The organism is Mesorhizobium sp. BR1-1-16 (assembly GCF_020165495.1).
Classification (GTDB): domain Bacteria; phylum Pseudomonadota; class Alphaproteobacteria; order Rhizobiales; family Kaistiaceae; genus Kaistia.
In genome coordinates this window covers 23,854-47,246 of sequence record NZ_JAIUIE010000017.1, presented here as the reverse complement: position 1 = coordinate 47,246, position 23,393 = coordinate 23,854, and the positions used below count along the sequence as shown (strand labels likewise).

At 63.5% G+C, this 23,393-nt stretch carries 37 protein-coding genes; 33 read left to right on the top strand and 4 right to left on the bottom strand.

Annotated features, from left to right (window positions below; genetic code table 11):
• Positions 1 to 26: 26 nt before the first annotated feature.
• Together LB518_RS22945 and LB518_RS22940 are read right to left on the bottom strand one after the other, a co-directional pair.
• Complete coding sequence (locus LB518_RS22945) at positions 27 to 359, bottom strand: hypothetical protein (RefSeq protein WP_224580159.1); 333 nt, start codon at positions 357 to 359, stop codon at positions 27 to 29.
• A gap of 539 nt (positions 360 to 898) precedes the next feature.
• Entirely contained in the window at positions 899 to 1,567 is a 669-nt protein-coding gene (locus LB518_RS22940; RefSeq protein ID WP_224580158.1) for an XRE family transcriptional regulator, read from the bottom strand.
• On the opposite strand from LB518_RS22940, the gene LB518_RS22935 reads away from it, so the two are divergent.
• The 3 genes from LB518_RS22935 to LB518_RS22925 are packed head-to-tail and all read left to right on the top strand — an operon-like array spanning position 1,551 to position 2,655.
• Positions 1,551 to 1,760 carry a hypothetical protein gene (locus LB518_RS22935; protein ID WP_224580157.1) on the top strand — a complete coding sequence of 70 codons (210 nt, stop codon included), beginning with the start codon at positions 1,551 to 1,553 and terminating at the stop codon, positions 1,758 to 1,760. The genes LB518_RS22940 and LB518_RS22935 overlap by 17 nt on opposite strands.
• Positions 1,757 to 2,503 carry a sigma factor-like helix-turn-helix DNA-binding protein gene (locus tag LB518_RS22930; protein WP_224580156.1) on the top strand — a complete coding sequence of 249 codons (747 nt, stop codon included), beginning with the start codon at positions 1,757 to 1,759 and terminating at the stop codon, positions 2,501 to 2,503. Before LB518_RS22935 ends, LB518_RS22930 begins: the two co-directional genes overlap by 4 nt.
• Entirely contained in the window at positions 2,500 to 2,655 is a 156-nt protein-coding gene (locus tag LB518_RS22925; RefSeq protein ID WP_224580155.1) for a hypothetical protein, read from the top strand. The genes LB518_RS22930 and LB518_RS22925 overlap by 4 nt, the downstream gene beginning before the upstream one ends.
• A gap of 7 nt (positions 2,656 to 2,662) precedes the next feature.
• Here the strand turns inward: LB518_RS22925 and LB518_RS22920 are convergent, their stop codons facing one another.
• On the bottom strand, positions 2,663 to 2,923 hold the full coding sequence (locus LB518_RS22920; RefSeq protein ID WP_224580154.1) for a hypothetical protein: 261 nt from the start codon (positions 2,921 to 2,923) through the stop codon (positions 2,663 to 2,665).
• 161 nt (positions 2,924 to 3,084) lie between these two features.
• Here LB518_RS22920 and LB518_RS22915 point away from each other — a divergent pair, with 161 nt between their 5' ends.
• The 21 genes from LB518_RS22915 to LB518_RS22815 all read left to right on the top strand — a co-directional run bounded on the left by LB518_RS22915 (position 3,085) and on the right by LB518_RS22815 (position 17,618).
• The gene (locus tag LB518_RS22915; RefSeq protein ID WP_224580153.1) at positions 3,085 to 3,528 is read left to right on the top strand and encodes a hypothetical protein; all 444 of its coding nucleotides are present in this window, start codon (positions 3,085 to 3,087) and stop codon (positions 3,526 to 3,528) included.
• Positions 3,525 to 3,701 (top strand): hypothetical protein, encoded by a 177-nt coding sequence (locus LB518_RS22910; protein ID WP_224580152.1) that lies wholly within the window; start codon positions 3,525 to 3,527, stop codon positions 3,699 to 3,701. Before LB518_RS22915 ends, LB518_RS22910 begins: the two co-directional genes overlap by 4 nt.
• Positions 3,702 to 3,710: 9 nt before the next feature.
• Positions 3,711 to 4,280 (top strand): winged helix-turn-helix domain-containing protein, encoded by a 570-nt coding sequence (locus LB518_RS22905; RefSeq protein WP_224580151.1) that lies wholly within the window; start codon positions 3,711 to 3,713, stop codon positions 4,278 to 4,280.
• Positions 4,281 to 4,285: 5 nt separating this feature from the next.
• Positions 4,286 to 4,588: a hypothetical protein gene (locus LB518_RS22900; protein WP_224580150.1), complete on the top strand. Its 303-nt coding sequence runs from the start codon at positions 4,286 to 4,288 to the stop codon at positions 4,586 to 4,588.
• Positions 4,589 to 4,620: 32 nt separating this feature from the next.
• On the top strand, positions 4,621 to 5,331 hold the full coding sequence (locus LB518_RS22895; protein ID WP_224580149.1) for a hypothetical protein: 711 nt from the start codon (positions 4,621 to 4,623) through the stop codon (positions 5,329 to 5,331).
• On the top strand, positions 5,328 to 5,663 hold the full coding sequence (locus tag LB518_RS22890) for a DUF6378 domain-containing protein (protein WP_224580148.1): 336 nt from the start codon (positions 5,328 to 5,330) through the stop codon (positions 5,661 to 5,663). Before LB518_RS22895 ends, LB518_RS22890 begins: the two co-directional genes overlap by 4 nt.
• A 118-nt stretch (positions 5,664 to 5,781) precedes the next feature.
• Entirely contained in the window at positions 5,782 to 6,540 is a 759-nt protein-coding gene (locus LB518_RS22885) for a DNA cytosine methyltransferase (RefSeq protein ID WP_224580188.1), read from the top strand.
• A 250-nt stretch (positions 6,541 to 6,790) separates the two neighbouring features.
• Positions 6,791 to 7,408 (top strand): hypothetical protein, encoded by a 618-nt coding sequence (locus LB518_RS22880; RefSeq protein ID WP_224580147.1) that lies wholly within the window; start codon positions 6,791 to 6,793, stop codon positions 7,406 to 7,408.
• Positions 7,409 to 7,498: 90 nt separating this feature from the next.
• Positions 7,499 to 8,611: a phage antirepressor N-terminal domain-containing protein gene (locus LB518_RS22875; RefSeq protein ID WP_224580146.1), complete on the top strand. Its 1,113-nt coding sequence runs from the start codon at positions 7,499 to 7,501 to the stop codon at positions 8,609 to 8,611.
• Positions 8,608 to 9,252, top strand: coding sequence for a hypothetical protein (locus LB518_RS22870; RefSeq protein ID WP_224580145.1), 645 nt, complete (start codon positions 8,608 to 8,610; stop codon positions 9,250 to 9,252). Before LB518_RS22875 ends, LB518_RS22870 begins: the two co-directional genes overlap by 4 nt.
• The gene (locus tag LB518_RS22865; RefSeq protein ID WP_224580144.1) at positions 9,249 to 10,676 is read left to right on the top strand and encodes a replicative DNA helicase; all 1,428 of its coding nucleotides are present in this window, start codon (positions 9,249 to 9,251) and stop codon (positions 10,674 to 10,676) included. Before LB518_RS22870 ends, LB518_RS22865 begins: the two co-directional genes overlap by 4 nt.
• Positions 10,673 to 10,963, top strand: a complete 291-nt coding sequence (locus LB518_RS22860; RefSeq protein WP_224580143.1) for a helix-turn-helix domain-containing protein — start codon at positions 10,673 to 10,675, stop codon at positions 10,961 to 10,963. Before LB518_RS22865 ends, LB518_RS22860 begins: the two co-directional genes overlap by 4 nt.
• Before the next feature lies 1 nt (position 10,964).
• On the top strand, positions 10,965 to 11,378 hold the full coding sequence (locus LB518_RS22855) for a hypothetical protein (RefSeq protein ID WP_224580142.1): 414 nt from the start codon (positions 10,965 to 10,967) through the stop codon (positions 11,376 to 11,378).
• On the top strand, positions 11,378 to 12,028 hold the full coding sequence (locus LB518_RS22850) for a DUF6362 family protein (RefSeq protein ID WP_224580141.1): 651 nt from the start codon (positions 11,378 to 11,380) through the stop codon (positions 12,026 to 12,028). Before LB518_RS22855 ends, LB518_RS22850 begins: the two co-directional genes overlap by 1 nt.
• A gap of 639 nt (positions 12,029 to 12,667) precedes the next feature.
• Complete coding sequence (locus LB518_RS22845; protein WP_224580140.1) at positions 12,668 to 12,856, top strand: TraR/DksA C4-type zinc finger protein; 189 nt, start codon at positions 12,668 to 12,670, stop codon at positions 12,854 to 12,856.
• A 335-nt stretch (positions 12,857 to 13,191) separates the two neighbouring features.
• Entirely contained in the window at positions 13,192 to 13,335 is a 144-nt protein-coding gene (locus LB518_RS22840; protein ID WP_224580139.1) for a hypothetical protein, read from the top strand.
• On the top strand, positions 13,307 to 13,897 hold the full coding sequence (locus tag LB518_RS22835) for a terminase small subunit (RefSeq protein ID WP_224580138.1): 591 nt from the start codon (positions 13,307 to 13,309) through the stop codon (positions 13,895 to 13,897). Before LB518_RS22840 ends, LB518_RS22835 begins: the two co-directional genes overlap by 29 nt.
• Positions 13,821 to 15,131 (top strand): DNA-packaging protein, encoded by a 1,311-nt coding sequence (locus tag LB518_RS22830; RefSeq protein ID WP_353619982.1) that lies wholly within the window; start codon positions 13,821 to 13,823, stop codon positions 15,129 to 15,131. The genes LB518_RS22835 and LB518_RS22830 overlap by 77 nt, the downstream gene beginning before the upstream one ends.
• Before the next feature lie 100 nt (positions 15,132 to 15,231).
• Positions 15,232 to 15,462, top strand: a complete 231-nt coding sequence (locus LB518_RS22825; protein ID WP_224580137.1) for a hypothetical protein — start codon at positions 15,232 to 15,234, stop codon at positions 15,460 to 15,462.
• Between the two features lie 4 nt (positions 15,463 to 15,466).
• Positions 15,467 to 16,906, top strand: coding sequence for a DUF1073 domain-containing protein (locus tag LB518_RS22820; RefSeq protein WP_224580136.1), 1,440 nt, complete (start codon positions 15,467 to 15,469; stop codon positions 16,904 to 16,906).
• Entirely contained in the window at positions 16,791 to 17,618 is an 828-nt protein-coding gene (locus LB518_RS22815) for a phage head morphogenesis protein (protein WP_224580135.1), read from the top strand. Before LB518_RS22820 ends, LB518_RS22815 begins: the two co-directional genes overlap by 116 nt.
• Here the strand turns inward: LB518_RS22815 and LB518_RS22810 are convergent.
• Positions 17,615 to 17,935: a hypothetical protein gene (locus LB518_RS22810; RefSeq protein WP_224580134.1), complete on the bottom strand. Its 321-nt coding sequence runs from the start codon at positions 17,933 to 17,935 to the stop codon at positions 17,615 to 17,617. The two genes, LB518_RS22815 and LB518_RS22810, sit on opposite strands and share 4 nt — an antisense overlap.
• A gap of 38 nt (positions 17,936 to 17,973) precedes the next feature.
• Here LB518_RS22810 and LB518_RS22805 point away from each other — a divergent pair, with 38 nt between their 5' ends.
• From LB518_RS22805 to LB518_RS22765, 9 genes are read left to right on the top strand one after another with little or no spacing between them, the layout of a single operon-like run.
• Positions 17,974 to 18,354: a hypothetical protein gene (locus LB518_RS22805; RefSeq protein WP_224580133.1), complete on the top strand. Its 381-nt coding sequence runs from the start codon at positions 17,974 to 17,976 to the stop codon at positions 18,352 to 18,354.
• Positions 18,355 to 18,368: 14 nt separating this feature from the next.
• The gene (locus tag LB518_RS22800) at positions 18,369 to 19,631 is read left to right on the top strand and encodes a DUF2213 domain-containing protein (protein WP_224580132.1); all 1,263 of its coding nucleotides are present in this window, start codon (positions 18,369 to 18,371) and stop codon (positions 19,629 to 19,631) included.
• Positions 19,632 to 19,658: 27 nt separating this feature from the next.
• Complete coding sequence (locus LB518_RS22795; protein WP_224580131.1) at positions 19,659 to 20,150, top strand: structural cement protein Gp24; 492 nt, start codon at positions 19,659 to 19,661, stop codon at positions 20,148 to 20,150.
• A 41-nt stretch (positions 20,151 to 20,191) separates the two neighbouring features.
• Positions 20,192 to 21,244, top strand: coding sequence for a DUF2184 domain-containing protein (locus LB518_RS22790; RefSeq protein WP_224580130.1), 1,053 nt, complete (start codon positions 20,192 to 20,194; stop codon positions 21,242 to 21,244).
• A complete protein-coding gene (locus LB518_RS22785) occupies positions 21,245 to 21,541 on the top strand; it encodes an STY1053 family phage-associated protein (protein WP_224580129.1) in 297 nt (98 codons plus the stop codon).
• Positions 21,538 to 21,933, top strand: coding sequence for a DUF4054 domain-containing protein (locus tag LB518_RS22780; protein WP_224580128.1), 396 nt, complete (start codon positions 21,538 to 21,540; stop codon positions 21,931 to 21,933). Before LB518_RS22785 ends, LB518_RS22780 begins: the two co-directional genes overlap by 4 nt.
• Positions 21,875 to 22,447 carry a phage virion morphogenesis protein gene (locus tag LB518_RS22775; RefSeq protein WP_224580127.1) on the top strand — a complete coding sequence of 191 codons (573 nt, stop codon included), beginning with the start codon at positions 21,875 to 21,877 and terminating at the stop codon, positions 22,445 to 22,447. The genes LB518_RS22780 and LB518_RS22775 overlap by 59 nt, the downstream gene beginning before the upstream one ends.
• Positions 22,447 to 22,815, top strand: a complete 369-nt coding sequence (locus tag LB518_RS22770; protein ID WP_224580126.1) for a hypothetical protein — start codon at positions 22,447 to 22,449, stop codon at positions 22,813 to 22,815. Before LB518_RS22775 ends, LB518_RS22770 begins: the two co-directional genes overlap by 1 nt.
• On the top strand, positions 22,812 to 23,393 hold the full coding sequence (locus LB518_RS22765) for a phage neck terminator protein (RefSeq protein WP_224580125.1): 582 nt from the start codon (positions 22,812 to 22,814) through the stop codon (positions 23,391 to 23,393). Before LB518_RS22770 ends, LB518_RS22765 begins: the two co-directional genes overlap by 4 nt.

The window sequence follows — 23,393 nt, the reverse complement described above, 5'->3', positions numbered from 1 at the left end:
TGCGGCGGTTGACCGGACGCGGCGGACTACTCGGCGGCTTCGCGGAAATCGCGCATGGCATCAGCGCGCCAGTCCTTCTCGATGCGCTTGGCGTCATCGAGAAGATCTCGGCCATACCTGTTGCTCGGGTCGTTCACTTGCTGCGCAATCAGCGATGCGGTGACAACGTTGAACAGCGCGCGCAATTCATCCGCAGGCCGGTGCTGCATAGACGGACGGATGTCTTCGCCGGCAACGCTGACAGTCTCGATGCGGAAATACGGGGCCGAGGTACCGTCGTCTGTCGAGACGCATCCTGCGACAGCACATTCGGTGTTGAACCAGAGCGGGAGCTCGGCATCGAACGGAAGCGTGGTCATTTGCGGTTCCCCTCATCGCTGCGCCGTGGCGGCTGCGGTTGATGGGGACGTTGTACCCCGCAATGGGGAACAATGCAACCCCGCAATGGGGCATGCGTGAACTTTTTGTTGGAGGCGGTATTTCGGGCGGCGGCTGAAAAATCCTGCTACCGATCGGACACGGTCATTCTGCGCGCTCGCGCACGTGCTCTATTCTCCGTGCGTACGGACGCGCGATAGAATTTCATTCCTTGACGGGGCCGATTTTTGGAACGACAAACCAACGTCCCCCGCGCGGGCACAGGGCAAAGGTGCACAACCTCAGACGTTCTTTTCTTCCCTGCCGCTGCAAAGAAAGTTTGTCGGGAAGAAGATTCGGAAGGTTGAAGTCGCGAGGCCAACGGCCGAAGCAGTGCTGCTCAGCAGCGTAAGCGAAGCGCATCTGAAACCTGGCTCAGGCCGAAACCTTCCCCATCATCTCAGGACTATGTATGCACGTGACACACGCGAGCGAGCACGCGGTCAACATTCCGTCAATTGGCGGAAGGTTCGTCCTGCCGCTACCTCGGGACCATGTTGCGAACACGCGCCGCCCACGCGATTTCGACATCGACCATCGGGGCTTCGGTATTCGACAGCAGGATGTAGGCGCCGGACCGCGATCGCTGGATCTTCTTGACCAGGACCCGGTCATCGATGAGGCCGACGACGCAAAGCCTGCCGATCAGGTCTGGCGTGACCGGGCTTCGCACTTCGTCATAGAAAACGATCCATCTATCGAATAGCGGTCCCAAGCTTTCGCCATGGATTTCGACCGCGACGGTGTCATCCGTTGCGCCGTCAGGTGCGTCGACCGTCTCGCGGGGATCATCCGCCGAGGCATAGAAATGCGCTTCGGCTCCAGCCCCAACATAGCCGACAAGCGGGACGGTAGCCCGGCCCTCGCGCCCCATGACCTCGGCTTCGCTCGCATCGAATAGCCTGGCGAACTTTTCGATCTGGGCGGCCTTCAACTCACGCTCGCCGTATTCGAGCTTCCGATACCCGCCAAGCGAAAGCCCGGCGAGCATCGCCGTGTGCTCTTGCGTCCAGTCTCGCACGGCGCGGAGAGAGGCTAACCCGTTCTTTTTCATGAGCGGACTGTGCCCCAAACTGCCCCAGGCCCGCGCGCCCCGATTTGGGGTTGACGTATACCCCGCTATGGGGTAGTTGATGGATATGAAGCTCATCGACTATCTCCGCTCAAACCGCATCTCGAACGAAGAGTTCGGGCTGAAAATCGGTGCATCGGCCGCAGCCGTCCGAAAGTGGCGCTACGGCGAACGAATCCCCCGTCCCGAGCAAATGGCCCGCATCACTGCGGAGACGAACGGAGATGTGCGGGCTCAGGATTTTTACACCGCGTCAGAGGCAGCAGCATGATGACCCGCGAGGTTTTCGTCGTTCCGCCAACGCTTGCCCGACTTCTCGGCGAGCGCCGGATGCAGCAATTGTCGACCGTGTTCGATGTCGTGCAAGGCGAACTCAAGAGGGGCCGCAAGCCGGGCAGCAGGAAGGCCAAGGACCCGGCCATTGCGGCGGGCTACACCGATCGGGCCACCACAATGGCGGCCATGTATCGCGACGGCCTGACCCTCCAGGAAATCGGGGGGCATTACGGTCTGACGCGAGAGCGCGTTCGGCAGATCATCAGGCCGGCCGGCGTCATGAAAACTGACCGTGGCGGACTGAAGGAAGCTGCGGCGGCAAGAGAGGCTAAGCGCCGCGCCGAAGCCAAGGCCGAGGACGAGCGGTTGATGCAGAAGTTCGGCCTCACCAAGAGCGAGCGCCAATACCTGCTGCAGATGAACCGGCAGATGCGCGAGCAAGGCCGGGGCGATTTCGCCGGCCCGACGCACGCCTACGTTCGCCAGCGCAACGCCGCCAACGGCCGCGGTATCCGCTGGGAACTGACGCTCGGCGAATGGTGGGCGGTCTGGCAGGCTTCCGGCAAGTGGGAAGAGCGCGGACGGGGCCGCTACGGCCTTCTGAGACATCGTGACTCCGGTCCCTTCTCTGTCGGGAATGTCTTTGTCGGGCATTGGAAACGCGGCACCGGCGCCCGCGATTGGACCGCGATGCGCAAGGCCGAGCCTGCGGCACAACACGTCGGAGCCGCGGCATGAACAACTTCGACCCTGACCAGACCCCGCAGCGCCGCGCCGACATGGATGGTGGGCTGACCTTCGACGAACTCTGCATCGTCGGGTTCACGTTCCTGGCAAGCATCGCTGCCGCTCTGTTGATCCTGTCGCCGTTTCTGGCGTCGCTGAAATGACCGTCGCTCAATCCATGCTCGCATCGACAGGGCCAAACATGGCTCTCCGTCGCTTTGCGCGGAAATCGACGCGGATGATCGCGGCCTGTCCGAGGTCGTCATCCTCGCGGACCAGATCCTCGGCCAGCCATTCGGCCAGTTCGAAATCGATGTCGCCGGCCCCGGCGATGCCGGTCAAGCGCCCCGCGATGTCCTCCGCCGCCATGGGCGAAAGCGCCGCCGCCAGTTCGACGACGATCGCCTCCAAGACTTCGACCCTTGCGGTCAATTCTCTCGCATTCATGCCGGTTGATGTCCCCGCGTCCCGGTGTGATGGCGCCGCTCCGATCTCCTCCACGGGGCGGCGCCGCTCTTCTCCGTCATCTCAGTTCTCCGACCTGTTTCGGCTGTGCATCTCGCAAATCCACAGTCCCAGATCGGAGCACTTTGTTGTCGGTATTTCCCACCGAGCACTCGGTTTTTGTCACTTCGCGAATGGAGATCGACAGAATGTCCCCCTGCGTTGAAGCAGCGTCCCTGCTTCGTTCCATCGCCGAGCCCCGCCCCGTCGGGGACACCGTCAAGTCTGCCATCAACCGGGCAGCACGGCGTGTGTCGGCATTCCTCCAAGAGCCAATGCGGCCGGGCAGGGCCGAGGATATCTGGCGCGGTGAAGCGCGGATCATCCGGGCAGAAGAGATCGACGCCATCCGCCGTGCCGCAGACGCACGGGACCAACGGGAAACAACCAATGAATTCGCACTTCTCAAAGCGCGGCTCGATCGCCTCGAGGCCCGTTTTCTTCAGGGCGAGGAACAAGATCGCGCGGTGGCTGATGAGGTCCGCGTGGCGGCTCGTGCTGATCGTTGCCCCGTGGTCGGAGGACGGCGATGAGCCCAGCCCCGACATGGACCGCTGACGAGCAGGCCCTCTACGACGAGCGCGCCGCCATCGCCGAATATGACGGCGGGCTGCCTCGCAAGATCGCCGAGGCCACCGCCCGCGGCGAGGTCGCCAAGGCCCGGCGCGAGGCCGAGCAATCCCGCAACAGCAAACAGGCAGCGTGAGGAATGGATATGCCAGAAATCAGCAACAACCCGTCCTGCCCATGCTGTGGCGCTGCGGTCGACCCGCTTCGCGTTCTGACCGATCCGGCGCAAGGGCTGGTGGCGTTCGGCGGGCAGTCCGTTCGGCTTCCCAGCCTTGAATTCTGCTTCTTCGAAGCTCTTCGGCAGAGTTATCCGCGCGTCCTTTCCAAGGAAGCAATGTTCGACAAAGTCTATGGCGCGAGGCCGGAATGTGACTGGCCAGAGCCTAAGATCATCGACGTGATGATCTGCAAGATGCGCCCGAAGCTTGCCCCGCTCGGCCTGATCATCTCGACGCATTGGGGAGTGGGCTACAGCATCACCTTTGCTGACCCGGAAGCGCTCGATGCGATCAAGGACGAAGGCATCCGCAGCGACCGCAACCCGAAACAATGGGATGCGTCTAACGACGGTATGATCGTCGATCTCCATGAGCGGGGCTTCGCTCTCTCGGAAATCGCCCGCCGCACTGGCGTTGGCTATATGGCGGCATCACGCGCCATGCAGCGCCTCGGGCTGACACGGACAGGCCAGACCACGGCAAAGGCCGGGGCCTGAAGCACATGAGCAGCACCAGCGCCTGGTCAAAGGCCGAGATAGCCAAGCTCGAGCGCTTTGCGGCGGCAGGGATGACCATACCGCAGATGGCGAGCGAGTTCCCGGAACGCACGATCAGGGGCATCCGGATGTTCTGCCGCAAGCACGATATCGACGTGGTGGCCGAGACGGAGCCGGACAGGCCCGATCGGTTTGTCCATCCGTCCCGCCTGCCGAATTACGAGGGCATGTCCTTCACGGCGCTGCTGATGGGCGATCCGCCCGTTCAAAGATCCAGCCTCTTCAAAAAACAACAGCAAGGCGCCTGATCATGGGTAGACCCCGCACATGGACTGCTGAAATGGTTGATGCTGCCCGCACGATGGCGGCGGAGGGCAAGTCAGCTTCGCAGATCGCCGACGGCCTCTCTATCATGACCGGCAAGGTGATCAGCCGCGATGCCGTGACGGGCCGGGTTGAATGCTACGGGATCGAACTGCATCGGCGGCCGGGCGGCTTCGGCGATGTCTGGGCTCAGGCCGGTGGCCTCGCCACGGAAATGAGCCGGGCGGGTGCGTCGGCGACGGAAATCCGGGACGCGATTAAGGCTCAGCTCGGCCTCACGGTCGCGACGGATGCAGTGCGCCAATATGCAATTCGCAATGGCCTTGCTCTCGGCCGGTATGTCCGACCGAAGGCGCCGCCGAAGCCAAAAGCCGAGCCGAAGCCCAAAGCCGTGAAAGCACCTTCCAAGCCCCGCAAGCCGGCAAAGGTCAAGGTGCCGTCGATCTCTCTCATCGACCCGCCATTCCTGCCGCCGCTGCCGCTGGTGCGGGAATATGTGCCGACCGGCCGGACGCCCGTCACTTTCCTGGCAGCCGGGGAGTTCGTCTGCAAGGCGTTCCTGCCCGGCGAGCCGATCACCCACGCCGGGCTCGTCTGTGGCAATCCCGTGCCGGAGGGGAGGGCGTTCCGGTTCTGCGGCGCATGCGGCGAGCGGATGATCGTCAAGGCCAAGGAGCCGAAGCGCAGCACCTTCGTGACGCTCGGCAAGCGGAGGGCGGCGGCGTGACCGACACCAGCAATCCCGCGACCATGACCAAACGGAAGCTGCTTGAGACGGCGATCGAAACCGTTGCCGGCCGCGGCCTGAACTACGGGCGACCAGAGGACAATTTCCAGCGGATCGCCAATCTCTGGAATGCGCATCTGATCAACCGGTACGCCGACGGCTATGGCGGCGATACCGTCGTAATGCTGCCGAAGCTCGATCCGCAGGACGTCGCGATGATGATGGCCCTGATGAAGGTCGCTCGTCTCGAGAACCAGCCCGGCCACATGGACAGCTGGATTGACATCGCCGGCTACGCGGCATGCGGCGGCGAGATCGCGGGGCGCACATGATCCTCACCTGCTACCGCTGCCCCTCTCAACTTTCATTCCGTGGCCGCATTCGCCGGCTCGCGCGGTTCATCTCGGCCTTTGGCTGGTCCTCGGATCGCGGCGGGTTTTGCTGCGGCCGGTGTGCGGGGAGGGGTGGTTGAGCAAGCTTCGTGTCCTCGATCTGTTCTCAGGGATAGGCGGGTTCTCGCTTGGCCTTGAACGCACAGGCGGCTTCGAGACGGTCGCGTTCTGCGAGATCGAGGCATTTCCCCGAAACGTATTGGCGAAGCATTGGCCCAATGTCCCAATTTATGAAGACGTCCGGACACTTACCGCAGACCGGCTTGCTGCCGATGGAATTGCCGTCGATGTCATCTGCGGAGGGTTCCCTTGCCAAGACATCAGTCTTGCGGGCGCTGGCGCTGGAATTGAAGGGGGGCGCAGCGGCCTATGGTCTGAATACGCCCGTCTCATTGGCGAGCTACGACCAAAACTCGTTCTCGTGGAAAACGTTGCAGCGCTCCTTGGGCGAGGATTGGGGCGCGTTCTCGGGGACTTGGCCTCGCTCGGGTATGATGCGGAGTGGCATTGCATACCAGCTTCCTACGTTGGTCTCAGACAGCTTCGGGATCGAATTTGGATTGTGGCCAACCCCGAATGCGACAGCATTCAAGGGTGGCCGTACCTCGCCACGTCGTGGGGTCAAAAATCCAGAGCGGAACAACTGGCAGGACTGGTGCAGCCTGGTTCTTGGCCAACGGTATCCAGTGCCAGAGACCGCGGAACAGGTCATGGGGTTCCCCATGGGACACACCGAAATAAGTCAATCGGCAACGCCGTCGTCCCGCAAATCCCAGAGCTGATCGGTCGATCAATACTGGAAGCGAGGTCCGCCTGATGCTCGACGACGGCCACAAGTCCTACACCCTCGCCCGCGCATGCCAGAGAGAGATCGGCATCCGCTCCGGGCAGATCCAGCCCCGGCCTGACGATGCCCGCGAGCAGCGCTGGGCTCGTGAAGGCGCCGTCTGTGTCCGTGACCTCGATACCGCGAGGGGTGACGGATGATCGCGAACCGCACCCAAGCCTACCTCCAGGACTCCCGCCGCATCGAAACCCGCCTCGCTCAGATCAAGGAGATCAAATCCATGAACATCGCAGCCGAGACCCCCAAGGAACACAATCTGCCGGTGCCGCCGCCGGAGGCCATGATCACGGTGCTCCTGTCGGAGATGCGGCGCTCTCAGGATGAGGCCGCCAGTACGAACGGTTCTATGCGATCAACCTATGCCAAGGCCGAGGCGAAGGGCGTCAACCTCGCCGCTGCCAAGCGGGCACTGAAGATCCAGAAGTCGGGGAAGGCCGAGGAATTCGTCGATGAAATGACGAAGCTCCTCCAATATCTCAACATCCTCGGCATCGGCGTGCAGAAGTCGCAGCTCGATCTGTTCGAGGTTGCCCCGACGCTGGCGCCGATCGACGAGAAGGCCGAGCTCGACGGGCTTCGCGCCGGCCGCTTTGGCGAGCCTGCCGACCACAATCCCCACGATCTCAGCACCGATGCCGGCCAGCGCTGGCTGGAGGGTCACTACCGCGGCACCGAGGAACGCAAGCTCGTGTTCGCGCTGCAGGCGGCCGAGGAATCGGAGACCGAGGTCATCGAAGGCGACGAAGCTGATGATGGTCAGACCGACGTCGAGGATGAGGAGCCGTTCGGCGGTCCTTGGCCGGACGATGCCCAGGTCGCGGCACACGCAGCGGAGTAACCCGCATGTGCGCGACGCCAACTCATTCGGAAGAGGCGAGGGCAATCATCGCCGAGCTTGACCGGGTAGCCATCCCCTACCGGGTCGAGAATGGCGGCAAGCACCCGCGCGTCGTTGCCGATTTCGGAGGCGAAGAGCAGACCTTCGTCTTCCCCAGTTCGTCCGGCGATATCCGTGCATGGCGGAACGGCCGAGCTCGCGTCCGACGGGCAAATCCGTGCTCACGAGCAAAAGAAAGCCGAGGCGGTCGCAAGTTTGGCGACCGAGACCGCCCCGGCCCCATCCCGAAACCAACCTGGAAACGAGACAATGTCGGGTAGCACGCATGGCGGGGCAGTTCGAGTGGTGGAATTTCGCGGCGTCAAGATCGACACCGTGGATGTCGAAGGACAGCCCCATGTCGCGCTGAGGCCGATCGTCGAAGGTATGGGACTCGATTGGTCCGCACAATGGCGCCGTGTGGAGCGTGACGCTGTCTTGTCAGAAGGTGTTGCCATGACGGCAATGCCTTCACGAGGCGGGGCACAACAGGCGGCAGTAATCCCCCTGAAGATGCTCAACGGGTTCCTTTTCGGCATCGACGCCGGTCGCGTCCGCCCTGAAATCCGGGAGACGGTCATCGCGTACCAGCGCGAATGCTACGACGCGCTCGCCGCCTATTGGTCAGACGGCTTTGCGGCGCGCGGCGCTCACGGCACGATCGAGTTCGACGAACGGTCGAAGGCTATCCTCGGCGGTATCCTGAAGGGCGTGGTGGTCAAACAGACGGAAGATCTTCGCGCCGGAATGGAACTCATGATGGAGGAGGCGACGGCGCTTCGGCGCGACCTCGAAGTGATGAAGCTGGCAAAGCCGGTCGCGGCATTCGATCTCGCCGGAACCGTGACCGCCCGCGATATCATGGATCTCGCTGGCATCCCGAAAGACGGGCGCGTTCGCGGGACGACGGGCGGCGTCATCACAAGGGCAATGAAGGATTTCTGCCTCCAGGGGGGCTATGCCGCGGCTCGGACACCTGAAAGCATCGATGCCGACCGGCGCTGGCGATTCCCGCGCGAAGCGGCTCTCTCCTGGCTCAATGGCCCCACGCTCGGCAGCGAGATCATCCGCAACCATATTCAGCGCCAGCGCGCCAAGGCCGGCCGTTCCCGTGGGCAAGCCTCCCTCACGCTGATCCCAAGATCGGAGGCGCGGCCAGCATGAACTTCCTCGGGCTGGACTTGTCATCCGCATCGACGGGATTTTGCCTCATCGAGGAAATGGGCGAGGCGCGCTTCCCGCGCGTCACGCTCGGCTCGTTCGCCTGCCGCGGGGATGACTTTCACGAGAACTGCGGCGTGCTTTCCGACGAGCTCGACACGCTGCTGAAGGAATGGCGCAAGGCGGGGCTGAGGGTCGACCTCGCTGGCATCGAGGCGCCGCTCCGCGCCCTTCCGAAGAAGAAGCGGGTCATCACTGACGAGTTCTTCGCCAGCCGGACGGTCGAGGAACTGGCCTCGAACCCTCATACGATGCTCATCCTGCCGGCTCTGCAGGGCGCCGCCTACACCATGTGCCGCCGCTACCATATCCGCACCGTTCCACCGAAGCGGATGCTGCCGGCGACATGGCGCAAGACCTGCGGCGTCGCAACCAGAGCCCCGGTCGGCACCCCTGAGAAGGAGCGCGCCGGCTGGGCGAAACGCGAGACGAAGATGTGGGCGAGCTCGATCGGGCTTCGGGCCGGCTTCGCCATCAAGAACATGGACCAGTCGGACGCCTTCGGCATCGCCTGTCATGTCGCCGTCGAGGGCAATTCAATGGACGTCCGCGCACTGATCGCCGGGCAACGGAGAGCAGCATGAGCAACGTCCATCCCTTCCAGCCCTATGACGAGCCGCTTCCCTTGCCGCAGAACCTCGAGCTCGAAATCGGGCTCATCGGCTGCCTCATGCGGGATCAGGCGATATTCGACCGGGTGTCCGGCTTCGTCGATGCCGACGACTTCTTCCTGCAGATCCACAAGGACATCTGGCGCGCGTCGGCCGCGCTGATCTCGCAGGGCCGGCCGGCGAACCCGGTGACGCTCAAGGGCGCCTTTGATCCGTCGATCCGCGTCGAGCATTGGACGCTCATCGAATACCTGATCCACCTGATGTCCGAAGCCGGACTGCCGATGAATGCGGTCGACTATGCGCAGGGCATCCGAGCTCTGGCGATCCGGCGCGCGATGATTCGAGCAGCCGAAGACATTCGCGACATGGCGATGTCGGCGAACCCGATCGCGAAGATCGAGGACATCCTCAAGGATTGCGAGGAGGCCTTTGCCGAGGCCGCAGGCCGCCATAAGCCGGTCGAGGATACCGATCCGGCAAAGCAGGCCATCGAGGAGATCAGCCTCGCCTATCAGCGCCAGGCGAGCGAGGCGGTGCCATGGTTTTTGCCCGAGATCGCCAACGTCCTCGGCGACGACCTCGAATATGGTTGGCTCATCGGGCTCCTCGCCGACAGCGGCGGCGGCAAGACCAGCTTCGCGCTTCAGGCGGCCGAGTATGCGCTGCGCAATGGTGTGCCGGTCCTCTTTCTCTCCGGCGATCAGAAGCCCTCTGACGTCTATCGCCAGATAGCCTCGCAGCGCGCATCGGTCCAGTCATCGGATCTCCGCAAGGGCAGGGCGAGCGAGAAGGAAGTCGCGGCCAGCATTTCGGTTATCAACGAGCTCGCGAAGCTGCCGCTGCTGGTCCGCAAGATGGGCCGTCCGACCACGGCCGAGATCGGCATGTGGGTCAGAGCCTTCAACCGGCAGTTCGGGCGCGGGCTCGTCATCATCGACCACGCCAAGCGCCTCAGCTTCACCGATCGCCGGACCATGCTCGCCGAGGGCGTCAATCAGGTCTATGGCGACCTGAAGGCCCTCATGGTCGAGACGGAGAATGCCGGCATCCTGCTGATGCAGCGCAACAGCGACGGCGGCGGGCGCGACAATCCCCGTCCGGTTCGGGGCGACTGCTACGGCGGCGCCGGCGCACTGGAGAACCTTGACGGCCTTCTCGCCCTCTACATCGAGGAGCAGTGGATCGACCACATGCTTGCGATGGCCCGCACCGACAAGAAGAAGATCGAGATCGAGGATCGTCGCGAGATGGTCCGGGGCAAGGCGGAGATCATCTGCCTCAAGGCTCGGTTTGCCCAGGGCGGACGGGAGATCCTCAAGCGGGAGGCGAAATACACCAGGTTCGGCAGCTTGGTCGACGAATGGCGCGGCGGACAACAGGGGCTCGAGCTATGAGCACATCACGCATGGCAGTCGATCTGCCCACGAACACGGTTCAGCTCGGGGTAATGTCCGTTCAGACGACGCCCACTGTCGCCGAACTGATCCATTGTCTCGCCGAGGTCGCACCGCGGCCGGTTACCCTCGAACGGCTCATCGCGAAGCTCTCTGGCTGGCACGAGCCGATGGAGGCGGTAACCCTCAGGGTGCATATCAGCCGGGCGCGCAACATGGTCCGCCCTCTCGGCGCAGAGATCATCAACATCCGCGCCAAGGGCTGGTATCTGAAGGTCCCGGCCTGACGTGTCCAAGATCGATCGCCTCTGCGACCAACTCGGCATCAAGATCGTGCCCTACCGGCGCCGTCGGCGGCCGCGTCAGACCCATGCCAGGCAGGTCATGCGGCGCATCGCTGCGAAGCACGGCGACGGCCATCTCCTGTTCGTGCTGAAGGCCATCCTCTGGTCGCGCAACAACACCGCCGAGCTCTGGTCCGAAACAATCCTCGCCGTGTCCGACGTGGTGATCGACTTCCCCGAATGGGCCGAGGTCAGGGCCGGGGAATTCATGACCGCCTTCGATACCATCGACCTCGCTGCGGTGCGCCGGGATGCCATGGCCGGCCGCCGGTTCTCCAAGCGGTGTCGGATCTACATGATCCTCGTCATCGCCCTTCGATCCCTCCTCAACTCTGCGCCTCAAGGAGAGCTTCTGTGATGAACTGGAATGCAATGCTGGTCCGCGAGCGTCTCGTTGAGGCGGCCGACACCATGGACCACATCGTTGCCGGACGGATCGGCCCCGGCGCTCTCAAGAGCTGCTGGCCCGTCTTCGCTCAGGAGAAGAGCGACGCCTACGGCTACACGGCCGTCAAGACCCGCTACGTCCCGACCGCGGCCCACATCTCACGCGCCAATGAAGCGCAGGCATGGTTGTCGGCCCTGGTCGATGATGATCGGTCTCGACAAATCGTCTGGGCTCGTGCCGTATGCGAGGCGCGGAAGCAGAGTTTTGCATCCTGGTGCAAGAAAAACCGGATTGTCCGCAGGTCAGCCGATCGGTTGCTACAACTCATTTACGAACGGATTTCCGCAAGTCTTTGTAAGGCCTGCATAAACTTGCGATATCCGGACTATGGACGCGTGTCCACACATGAGGGCATAAACGGGATGCAAATTGATAGCCTGCCCGAAGTCGCGTCGCCGAGGTCTTTCATGACCGAGGATGCCAGACCGGATGCCGGCCTTCCCGACGATCCCGAAGCATTCGAACGCTGGCTGGCCAAGACGAACGCCGAGCGCCGCAAGGAGCAGGAGCGCCGCCGCCGCGCCAAGATGCAGCGGGTTGAGGATGGTCTGGCGGCGTAGAATGAAATTGCGCGGTGCGGGCCAAAAACCCGGTGGTTGTGGAAAACAGTTCCACGAAATGCCACGCGGTAAGAACTGAAATTGCCCGATGGGGCAATGTAGGTCGGCTCCGGGCTCTGGCTTCCGCCAACCCAACGCGTGTCACACGGTGTCATCGGCGGACGTGCACGAAACCCGATGATGGAGCCATCAATTTAGCCCGATGGGGCAGACGAGAACAGCACCGGCCACGCCTCTCAACGATGCGCACCCCGGCTGGTCACTATTCGACGCGGCGGTGTGGAAAGCAGACACGACTGAGGCGGCCTCCAACGCGAAAGCGGGTCGTGAGAAATCCGCCAACACAGCTGGGGGTATGCGCCCGGTGAGGCGGAAAGCCGGCGTAGCGCCCGGCCCGCGTCGATACCTCATAATGCCGGCAATAGAGGCCGGCGACAAACAGCACTGAGCGCCATGCAAGCGTGTCATGAAGCCAAGCGAAGGGTTGCGAAGCTCAGGGCCTCCCGGGCATCGCAGCTCAAATGCAAGGGCAAGAGGCCCAACGGCTCGATAGGCTTTGTGGATGACCTGCGGCTGGAACAGTTGCTCTACAATTCGAAGCGGCGTTATTCCCGGCGGATCAACTGAGGCGCCAGAAGCATGGCAAAGATCATTCGCCCCGTGTTCGGCAAGCCTTGCCGTGAGTGCGGCGAGCAGATCGAGCAAGCCAGGATCCGAGTAAACCCGCAGGCTGTGCGTTGCTTCGACTGCGCCTCGGCCAAAGAAGAGCGGGTCCGGTCATTCCAGCGCTGCGCTCGGCCGCAAGATGTCGAGATCATCCGCGGCTAGCCTCCACCACAGCCTCAACCAGCGAGACGAGCATGCTCCTGTCCGGACCCGTACCCATCGTCCGCACCGCACTTCTGCATGGCGGGTTCAAGGTTCGCCCTGGGCAATTCTGCGGATGGGTGGTTTCAATCGACAACGGGCCAGGCTTCATCAGCGCAGAAGCTGCTTTCTCAACGTTCGACGAACTTCTGGCATGGCTCGCTGAGAGTCACCGGGTCGGGTCGGGTGCGGGCGGTGGCGGAGCCGTTGAGCATGACGGCAAAAGCGCTGGCGATCTGCTGCGAGAAGAGACAGGCGGTAGGACGAGGCCATCGCCTCCGCTGCCGAAGGACTAGATGCCCTGCGCCGCCTGCCTCCGCCGCCGTGAAGCCATCAAGGCCGCAGCCTCCAAGGCCGGCAACACCATCAACCAGGCCGTGACGCGCGTCATCGCCTTTCCCAAGCGGGTCGATGTCCGTCCTCAAAAACCCAAGGCATGAGGCGTTCGCGCAGGCGCTCGCCAAAGGGCAGAGCGCCACAGAAGCCTACCAGACCGCCGGATACGCAGAGAGCCGTTCAGCGGCCTCGCGCCTGTCAACAAATGTGAACGTTGTGGCACGAGTTGCCGATATCCAGGAGAAGGCGGCGACCAAGGTCGGGGTGACCATTGAGCGCGTCGTGACGGAGCTGGCCAAGATCGGCTTTGCCAACATGCTCGACTACATGCGGGCCGGTCCCGATGGCGACCCGTATCTGGACTTTTCGCGGCTGACAGAAGGCCAGGCCGCGGCTTTGGCTGAGGTGACAGTCGAAGACTTTAAGGACGGCCGCGGCGATGACGCTCGCGATGTCCGCCGGGTCAAGTTCAAGCTACATGACAAGCGCGCTGCTCTCGTCGACCTCGGCAAGCATCTGGGCATGTTCAAAGACCGCGTCGAGGTGTCCGGCCCCAATGGCGGCCCGATCCAATCTGAGGTGAGCGCGCGTGACATCCTCGCTGGCAAGCTCGCTCGCCTCGCTGGACGAGGCGGAACGACAGGCGATACTGGCAGGTCTGACTGAAGACCAGGCGAAAGAACTGCTCTGGGACTGGCGCTTCTGGGCTCGACCGAACCAGATCGCGCCAGAGGGCATATGGAATACCTGGCTGGCACTCGCCGGCCGCGGCTTCGGCAAGACGGAAGCCGGTGCACAATGGGTGAGGGAGCGGGTTGCCGCCGGTGCCCGCAGCATCGCCCTCGTCGCCGAGACGCAGAAGGACCTTGAGGAGGTCATGGTGGCGCGGTTGGTCGCGATCCACCCTCCCGAGGAAGCCCCGGCGGTTCGGTTCAAGCCGGTCCGCCTGCTCTGGCCGAATGGCGCCGTAGCGCTGGGCTACAACGGCAATGAGCCTGACCAGCTGCGCGGACCCGAGTTCGATACGGCATGGGTCGACGAGCTAGCGAAGTATCGGTACGCCCGCGACACATGGGACATGCTGCAGTTCACGATGCGCAGCGGAAACGACCCGCGAGCTTTCGTCACCACGACACCGCGGCCGATCCCTGTCATTCGAGAGATTCTCGTCGATCCAATGACGGTCGTGACACGCGGCTCTACGTTCGACAACGCCGAGAACCTGCCGGCGCAATTCCTAGCGAAGCTCAAGACCCGATACGAGGGAACTCGCCTTGGCCGGCAGGAGCTGAACGCCGAGATCCTCGACGACGTGCCGGGCGCGCTCTGGTCCCGCGCGATGATCGATGCAGCTTTGGTCCGCAGCCTCCCTCCCATGCAGCGGGTTGTGGTCGCAGTTGACCCATCCGGCACCAAAGGCGCCACAGACGGCGGAGATTCAATCGGCATCGTCGTGGCGGGCAAGGGCATCGACGGTACTGCGTATGTCATGGCCGATCGCACCTGCAAGCTCTCGCCGGACGGCTGGGGACGAAGGGCGGTCGAAGCCTACAGCGAGTTCGACGCGGACCGCATTGTCGCAGAGCGGAATTTTGGCGGCGCAATGGTCGAGCACGTCATCAGGACGGTCGATCGCAGTGTCTCATACAAGGAAGTCACGGCATCGCGCGGCAAGGTCGCTCGTGCTGAGCCGGTTGCTGCTCTCTACGAACAAGGCCGCGTCAAGCATGTGGCGGGGCTGGCCGATCTCGAAGACCAGATGTGTGCCATGACGCCCGACGGCTTCATCGGTGACGGCTCCCCCGATCGAGCCGACGCGCTGGTCTGGGCAGTGACGGAATTGATGCTGGGCGACGGGTACAACCCGGCAACATGGATAGGGGCTTTCGCCGATGGCTAGTGCATATGTTGAATACGGCCAGCGAGCCCAGCCGGCATCCTCGGGCGTTTCTGCGCCCAACGGCGCGGCAATCCACGGTCGCTGCGCCAAGACGGAGGTCTTGACCATCTCCGGATCGCAGGCGACCGGGACCGCAGTCGGCGCCGCGGGGATCAACTATGCACGCGTGACCACGGATACCCTGTGCTGGGTTGCCGTGGGGTCGACGCCTGACACGTCGATCTCGACGGCAACGGCGGCATCGGGCGCGCGGCGTATCATGCTGGCGAATACCTCGATCGAGCTTGCTCTGTTCGCCGGCCAGAAGGTCGCCGTCCTTTCGGCGCCGTAGCAGCATGGCAGAAAAGCCCCGCGTGCGGGTGCCAGCGCGGACCAATGACGGGTTTCAGAACGTCGCGGCCCGTCTCGGCATCGGAACCGACAACGTCTCTTCTGGCGCCACTTACGCGCTCAACCCGATCACGCGGCAGCGCTCGCAACTCGAATGGATGTATCGCGGGTCGTGGTTGGTTGGCCAGGCCGTGGATTGCGTCGCCGAGGACATGGTCCGCGCCGGCATCGACATCTCTTCGTCGATCGAGCCCGACGATCTCGGCAAGCTTCAGAAGGGCATTGACCGTCGAGGCATCTGGTCGACGATCGAGGACTGCATCAAGTGGGGGCGCCTCTATGGCGGGGCCATCGCGGTTCATCTCGTTGAAGGCCAGGATCTATCGACACCGCTCCGCATGGAGACGGTCGGGAAAGGACAATACAAAGGCCTGATCACGCTGGACCGGTGGAACGTCACGCCGAGTTTCAACGAATTGGTCCAGGAGTTCGGCCCGGATATCGGCCAGCCAGCCTATTACGACGTGATGGTATCGGCGCAGGCATTGCGCGGGCAGCGCGTCCACCACAGCCGTGTGATCCGCTATGATGGCGTAAGCCTGCCCTACTGGCAGCGCGTCGCTGAATATGGCTGGGGGCTGTCGATCGTCGAGCGGCTCTATGACCGGCTTGTCGCGTTCGACAGCACGACGCAGGGCGCGGCACAACTCGTATACAAGGCACATCTTCGGACGGTGAAGGTCAAAGGGCTTCGCGAGATATTGGCCCAGGGCGGCCCGGCCGAAGAAGCCCTGATCAAGATGTTCTCGATGATCCGGCAGATGCAGTCTAACGAAGGGCTGACCCTGCTGGACGGCGATGACGAGTTCGAGGCGCACAGCTACACGTTCGCAGGCATGTCGGACGTGCTGTTGCAGTTCGCACAGCAATTGTCCGGCGCGTTGCAAATACCGCTCGTGCGGCTGTTCGGCCAGAGCCCATCCGGTCTCAACGCCACCGGGGAATCGGACATCCGGACCTATTACGACCTGATCGGGCAACAGCAGGAAAGCCGTCTGCGTCGCGGCATCGGTAGCGTGATCGAGATGGTGCATCGGTCGGACATTTCGCCCGATGTGCCGAAGGATCTCGACTTCACGTTCAACTCGCTCTGGCAGATGTCGGAGACGGAGAGGGCCACCATCGCCGTGGGCGTGACCGGTGCCGTCACCCAAGCCTTCGAGGCCGGCATCGTTGACCTGCCCACTGCGATGCGTGAACTGCGCCAATCCGCTGACGTGACCGGGGTGTGGTCGAACATTGCGGCGGTCGACATCGACGCTGCCGCCAATGAGCCGCCGGCGCCAGGAGAACTCGATGCCCCTGAGCTTGCGCCCATTGTCCCTGACGATGACGAAGGACGAAGCGACGAACTCGAGCCGAAGGAAGCGCTCGTCGAAGTCTGAGTGGACCAGGGCGCGCAAGGCTGAAAGTGGCTATGCCCGGCAGCTACGCAAGATCGCGCGGCATGTCGGGGAGATCGTAGGGGCGCATGACCCCGAGTCGCCGGGGTCGGCAGAGACCATTGCTTCGGTGCTGGAGCGATATTCCAGCGTGATCGAGGGATGGGCCAAGGCGACTGGCCGCAGCATGGTCGCCGAGGTTGCCCGTCGCGATAAAGCGGCATGGGAAGCTCGATCGAGCGAGATGGGGCGGTTGCTCCGTGAGGAAATTGCAGATGCGCCGACTGGCCGAGCGATGCGAGAGGCGCTTGACCGGCAGACGGCGCTGATCACCAGCCTGCCGCGCGAAGCGGCGCAGCGGGTGCGAGACTTGACCCGCGAGGGGATCATCAAGGGCACGCGGGCCTCAGAGGTCGCGGCCGAGATCATGAAGACCGGAGAGGTGACGGAAGGTCGGGCGAACACCATCGCCCGAACCGAAACCAGCCGGACGGCAACCGAACTGACAAAAGCTCGCGCCGAGAGCATCGGCTCAACCCATTTCATCTGGCACACGGCCGGCGATAGCGATGTGAGGCCGAGCCACAAGTCGCTGAACGGCAAGACGTTCCGGTGGGATCAACCGCCGGAATGTGATCCAGGGCATCACGCCCTGCCCGGCGGCATATGGAATTGTCGATGCTGGGCTGAACCGGTGATCCCGGAGGGAGACTAGTCGGCTGATTTCAGCGGTTGTCCATTCACGGTTGTTGCGGCGGTCGGCTCGAACGACAAAGCCGCCTCAGCAATAGCCGACGCTTCGGACGTCCCATCTGCGATGCGCACCAAGGCATCGAAATAGCATCTGATGATCTCGGCGGCCTCGGCCTCCGTGGTCTCCGCGGCTGTTGCTATCCCGATCCCTGCAATGCGGCTCAGGAAGTGTCGGTCCATTCCGCCGATCGAAATCCCGTCATTCATCGCCCCGGCAGACGCCAGGGCAAGCTCATTCAGATCATCGATCAGGTCTTCGATCTCTTCGGTGCGCCGCATCGTCGTCACCTAACACGATCCTCGAACAGGAGCCAGCCATGGTCCTCCCTGCATATCCCCGCAAGGGCAAACTGTCGGCTGCGGTCGGCGATTTCAACAAGCTCTCTCTCGCCGCTGAAACGGGTATCACGGCCTATGCCGGTGGCGGCCAGACCAATGCGCGCCAGCTCGTCGCCTCGGTGAACCACGTCACGACCGTTGCCACGGCCGCGGACAGCGTCAAGCTGCCCGCCAGTGTCGTCGGTCTCGTCATCGTCATCACGAACGGCGCCGCTTCGAATTCCATGCAGGTTTTCGGCGCCGGGACCGACACGATCAATGATGTTGCGACGGCAACCGGCGTTGCGCAGGCCGCTGGCAAGTCGGCAATCTACTCCTGCCCGGTGGCTGGAAAATGGTACCGCAACCTCTCGGCATGACAATGGATCGGGAGATGGTCCTCGTCGACCAGCAAATCGGCCGCACCAGGTACCGGACGCCAGAAGGCTTCCTCTTCTGTGACGGGGTCCGCATCGCCCGCACCGGCCCCATGCTGTATCGCGCCGATGAGGTTCCAGACATTCGGCCAGCCGGGGCCGCAGTGGTTATCGAGCGTTCCGCTGATGTGCTGTTCAGCGCGGACACGATCGCCAGTTTTAACGGCAAACCGGTCACTAACGGCCATCCTCCGGACCTGCTGACCCCCGCGACGTGGCAGCGCCATGCGGTCGGCTCCGTGATGAACACCCGCCGCGGCGAAGGCGTCGAAGACAATTACCTCATCGCGGATCTTCTGATCACCGATGAGGGGGCCATCGATGATGTTCTCGCTGGCAAGTGCGAAGTCTCGTGCGGGCACAATTCGCCGCGCGAGGAAGTCAAGCCCGGCCTCGGCCGCTCAATCAGCATGACCGGAAACCACGTCGCCCTTGTCGATCGAGGCCGAGCAGGCCCGGCATGCGCGATCCAAGACCATGAACCTGTAGAGGAGCCTGAGATGGCTGTTGTGAAGAGATCCGCCTGGGATCGTCTGCGGACGGCCTTCAAGGCGAAGGATGAGGCCGCATTCGAGGAAGAACTCGCCGCGGCGCAGGGCGAGCCGGATGGCGAAGACCCCACGCGTGTCGTGATCGAGATCAAGTCGGCCGAGCCGGCAGAGCCCGTCGCGGTCGGGGACGAAGACGAAGTGAAGCCGTCCTTTGCGGAATCGCTCGACGAGCGCCTGACCAAGATCGAAGCATCGATCGCTGCGCTGGTTGCCGCGCTGCCGAAGGCCGAGACGTCTGTCGAAGACGAAGACCCGGCCAAGGTCGAAGAGAAGAAGGAAGACGCCCCGGCAATGGATGCCGCCGCCGAGGCCGATATCCGCGCCAAGGCCGAGATCCTGTCGCCCGGCATCGCGCTCCCGACCCTCGACGCCAAGGCCGCCCCCAAAGCGCGAGGCGAGGCGATGCATGGCCTGCGCGTCCGGTCTCTCAGCGCTGCGCTTGCCGATCCGAAGCGCAAGGCAATCGTCGAGAGCGTTTTCAGCGGCAGCGTTCCGAAGCTCTCCGGCATGACGTTCGACTCCATCGCGGTCGTCTTCAACGCAGCCTCGGCGGTCGCGGCCGGCGCCAACAAGCAGCCGGTGGTCAATATCGATCACCGGTCATTCCCCCAGGGGCCGATGACGGCCGCCAAGCTTGCCGAGCTGCACAAGCAGCGCCGCGCCGGCTGATTCCCACCGCACCATAGGAGAGAACTCATGGTCGCTTATGCCACGCGGGTGCCGGCGGGTTTCCCCGGTACCGTCTCGCGTTCCGACAGCCTCACCATCACGCAGGAGATCATCGACTCCGGCACGCCGCCCACTGCCTTTGGCAAGCCGGTCAAGATGGTTTCGGGCAAGGTCCAGCCTGTTGCTTCCGGCGATGCGGGCAGTGTCACCTACGGATGGGCAGTCAAGCCTTTCCCGGCGCAGTCCTCGACCAACACGCTGGGCGGCGCCACTCCGCCGACCTCGGGCATCCTCGACGTTCTGCGTCGTGGCTATATCGCCGCTGCCCTCACGCTCGGCACGGCCGCCAAGAACGGTCAGGTCTATGTCGTGACCACGGCTGGCGGCACGGTTGTCGTCGGGGACGTCGTGACGGCAGCCTCGCCGGCCGGCGGTGGCACTGGCGTCGCGGTGACCGGGAGCTTCTTCACCGGCCCGGCCGATGCCAATGGCGTCGTCGAGATCGCCCACAACATCTGATCCAACGTGACGGCGCGCCCGTCCTCCCTTCGGAGAATCACATGACCATCCATTCCCGCGACTTCGTCGGGTCGACGGCGCTCATCACGGCTCCCGCGATCCTGCGCCACTACACCCGCGATGCCATGGCGACGTTCGACCAGGCGACGATCGACAGTGCCGGCGCGTTCCTCGTCGGCGAACTCGAGCGTCTGGATCCGATGATCCATGAGCCGCTCATCGCCACCACATGGACCCGTGACATCGATCTGCGCACCGACGTGCAGATGGGTGATACGTCGACCAGCTACACGATCTCGACCTTTGCGGGCGCCGGTGGCGCTTCGCCGGCCGGCATCGCATGGGCCGGCGTCGAGACCACGACCATCCCCCGTATCCAGCTCGATATCGGCAAGGTGGTCGCCCCGCTCAACATCTGGTCGATGGAAGTCGCCTACACGGTGCCGGAACTCGCCTCGGCGCAGATCACCGGTCGCCCGATCGATGTCCAGATGCTGTCCGCGCTCAACCGCAAGCATCAGATGGATGCCGACCAGGTCGTGTATGTCGGCGATGCCACGATCGGCACCACGGGCCTTGCCAATAGCGCCGCGGTCACCAATTCGAGCAACGTCGCCAACGGCGCCGCCGGCACGCCGCAGTTCACCACGAAGACGCCGGACGAGATCAAGGCCGACGTCAACGAACTGCTGGTTTCGGTGTGGGCCGCCACCGGCTATTCCACGCCGCCGACGAAGATCGCCATTGCCCCCCAGGCATTCGGCTATCTGAGCACCACCAACGTCTCGGCGGCCGGCGACAAGTCGATCCTGACCTATATCCGTGAGAACAACATCCTCACGGCCGAGAAGAACATCCCGCTCGACATCGTGTCCGTGAAGTGGCTCGACAAGGCCAATCTCCCCGGCGCGACCTATGACCGGATGATGGCCTACAGCCAGCGGCCCGAATTCGTCCGCTTCCCGATGGTTCCGCTCCAGCCCGTCGCGCCGCAGTATGCCGGCATCTGGATCAAGGTTCCGTATTTCGGCAAGCTCGGCGTGATCGAGACCGTCTATCCGGAGACGATCGGCTATCGCGACGGTATCGGCTAAATGCGGCTCACGATCGCAAGGCCGTTCACGCTCCTCCTCTCCGGCAACCAGCGTCTTTCGTTCGCTGCCGGAGAGCAAGAGGTGCCAGACGAGCATGCGGATCACTGGTACGTCCAGGCGCATGTCGTCAAGCCGGAGCCGGATGACGCCGCCCCGACGGCAGAGTCGGCTCCTCCGGAAGATGATCGCACCGCGCTCATTGTGGAGGCGACGTCGCTCGGCATCACTGTCGATGGCCGTTGGGGCATCGACCGCATCAAGTCGGCCATTGCCGGCATCAAGGCGGACGGCAAATGACCGTGACGGTGGCGAAGTTCATCGCGGACTACCCCGAATTCTATGACGGGCCGGACCCGCAGCCCGCGTCCAGTATCGTTCAGGGCTGGATCGACTTCGCCGCCATCATGCTCCCTGCCGATCGATGGGGAGCGGCTCTTGACCGCGGCATCGAACTCTATGTGGCGCATCATATCGCGTTGCAGATGAAAGGTGCGGCGGTGGGTCGATTGGGCGGCATCCCCGGCCAAGTCCAAGGCCCGCTGGCGTCCAAGACGGTCGACAAGGTGTCGATGTCCTATGACACCGGCGCTGTGGCGATCGAGGGCGCCGGTGACTGGAACCTCACTGTCTATGGCGTTCAGTTTCAGCGGCTCGCCCGGATGTTCGGGGCTGGAGGCATCCAGCTTTGATGCATGTCCTCCAATGGCCCTGATTGCAAAACGCGGCTCGCCGGAACTCCTGAAGAGGGTGGCCGATCTCACGAAGTCCCGCGTCTTGGTCGGGGTGCCGGCCGAGGATGCTGGCCGCGACCCGGAAGAAGGCGAGGAAGACGGCGACATCAACAACGCGGCGCTCGCTTACATCCATGACAACGGCGCGCCGGAAGTGAACATCCCTGCCAGACCGTTCATGCGGCCCGGCATCGCCGATGCTGAAAGCCGGATCGCAAAGCGGTTTAAGTCCGGGGCCATCAAGGCGTTCAAGGGCGAAAAGGACGCGGTAGAGGCGACCTTCGAAGCCGTTGGCCTGATGGCACAGGTCGCTGTCCGCAAGCGAATACAGGACGGTCCTTTCGTGCCCCTGGCGCCCGAGACACTCGCTGCTCGCCTCAGGCGCGGACGATTCGGAGAGCGCCCGCTCATCGACACAGGGCAGCTCAGAAATTCGATCGCCTACGTGATCCGCAAGAGGGGAGGCGGCTGATGCCCCTGCTCGACGTCTCCGAAATTCTGTTCGATCCCGACTTCGCCGACACGCTCACGCTGGAGCGCAGCACGGTTGTCACCGGGTCGAACGGCATGGCGGTCAGAACGCCCGCGGCGCCCGTCGCATTCTACGCCGTCGTCACATCGAGTTCTGGCGATATCCTCGCGCGGCTCGCTGAAGGGCGCCAGCGGCACGGGTCAATCACGGTGCATACCCGCACCCGTCTTGTTGCTGGTCAGGGTGCCACGGAGGCCGACGTCGTCGTCTATGACGGCCAGCACTACACCGTGACGAACGTCAACAGCTATGCCCGCTACGGCGCTGGGTTCATCGCTGCCGAATGTGAGCTTCAGGCCATCACATGACCAACACCAGCGCGACCGGGGGCTATCTCGTCCCGTCAACGCCTGCGCCGGCTGATGACGAAGCCCTGCAGGTGATCTTTCAAGGGCTCGTGGGTGGCGTGACCGGCATCGTCGGGGATCTCGTCAGACCGCGCTGGCAAAAGCTTCCGCCTCCTGAGCCGAGCATCGATACGAGTTGGTGCGCCATTGGCGTCACCGATAGTGAGCCCGACGATGGCGCCGCGATCCTGCATCACTCGGCTGGCGACGGGTCTGACGAAATGCAGCGGCACGAGACGCTGTTCGTGATCGCTTCGTTCTATGGCCCTGCAGCCTCGCAGAACGCCGCGTTGCTCCGCGACGGCCTGGCGCTGCCGCAGAACCGCGAGGCGATCCGTGCGCAGGGTATCGCCTTTGTCGAGATCGAGCGGGCCGTGCTGGCGCCCAGTCTCGTCAACCAGCAATGGCGTCGTCATGTCGACGTCCGGATGACATTCCGCCGGCAGGTCACGCGCACCTACCCGGTTCTCAATCTTCTTTCGGCCGGCGGCGACATCGCCAGCGACCCGGCATCCACCACCCCTTGGACCACGGAGTAA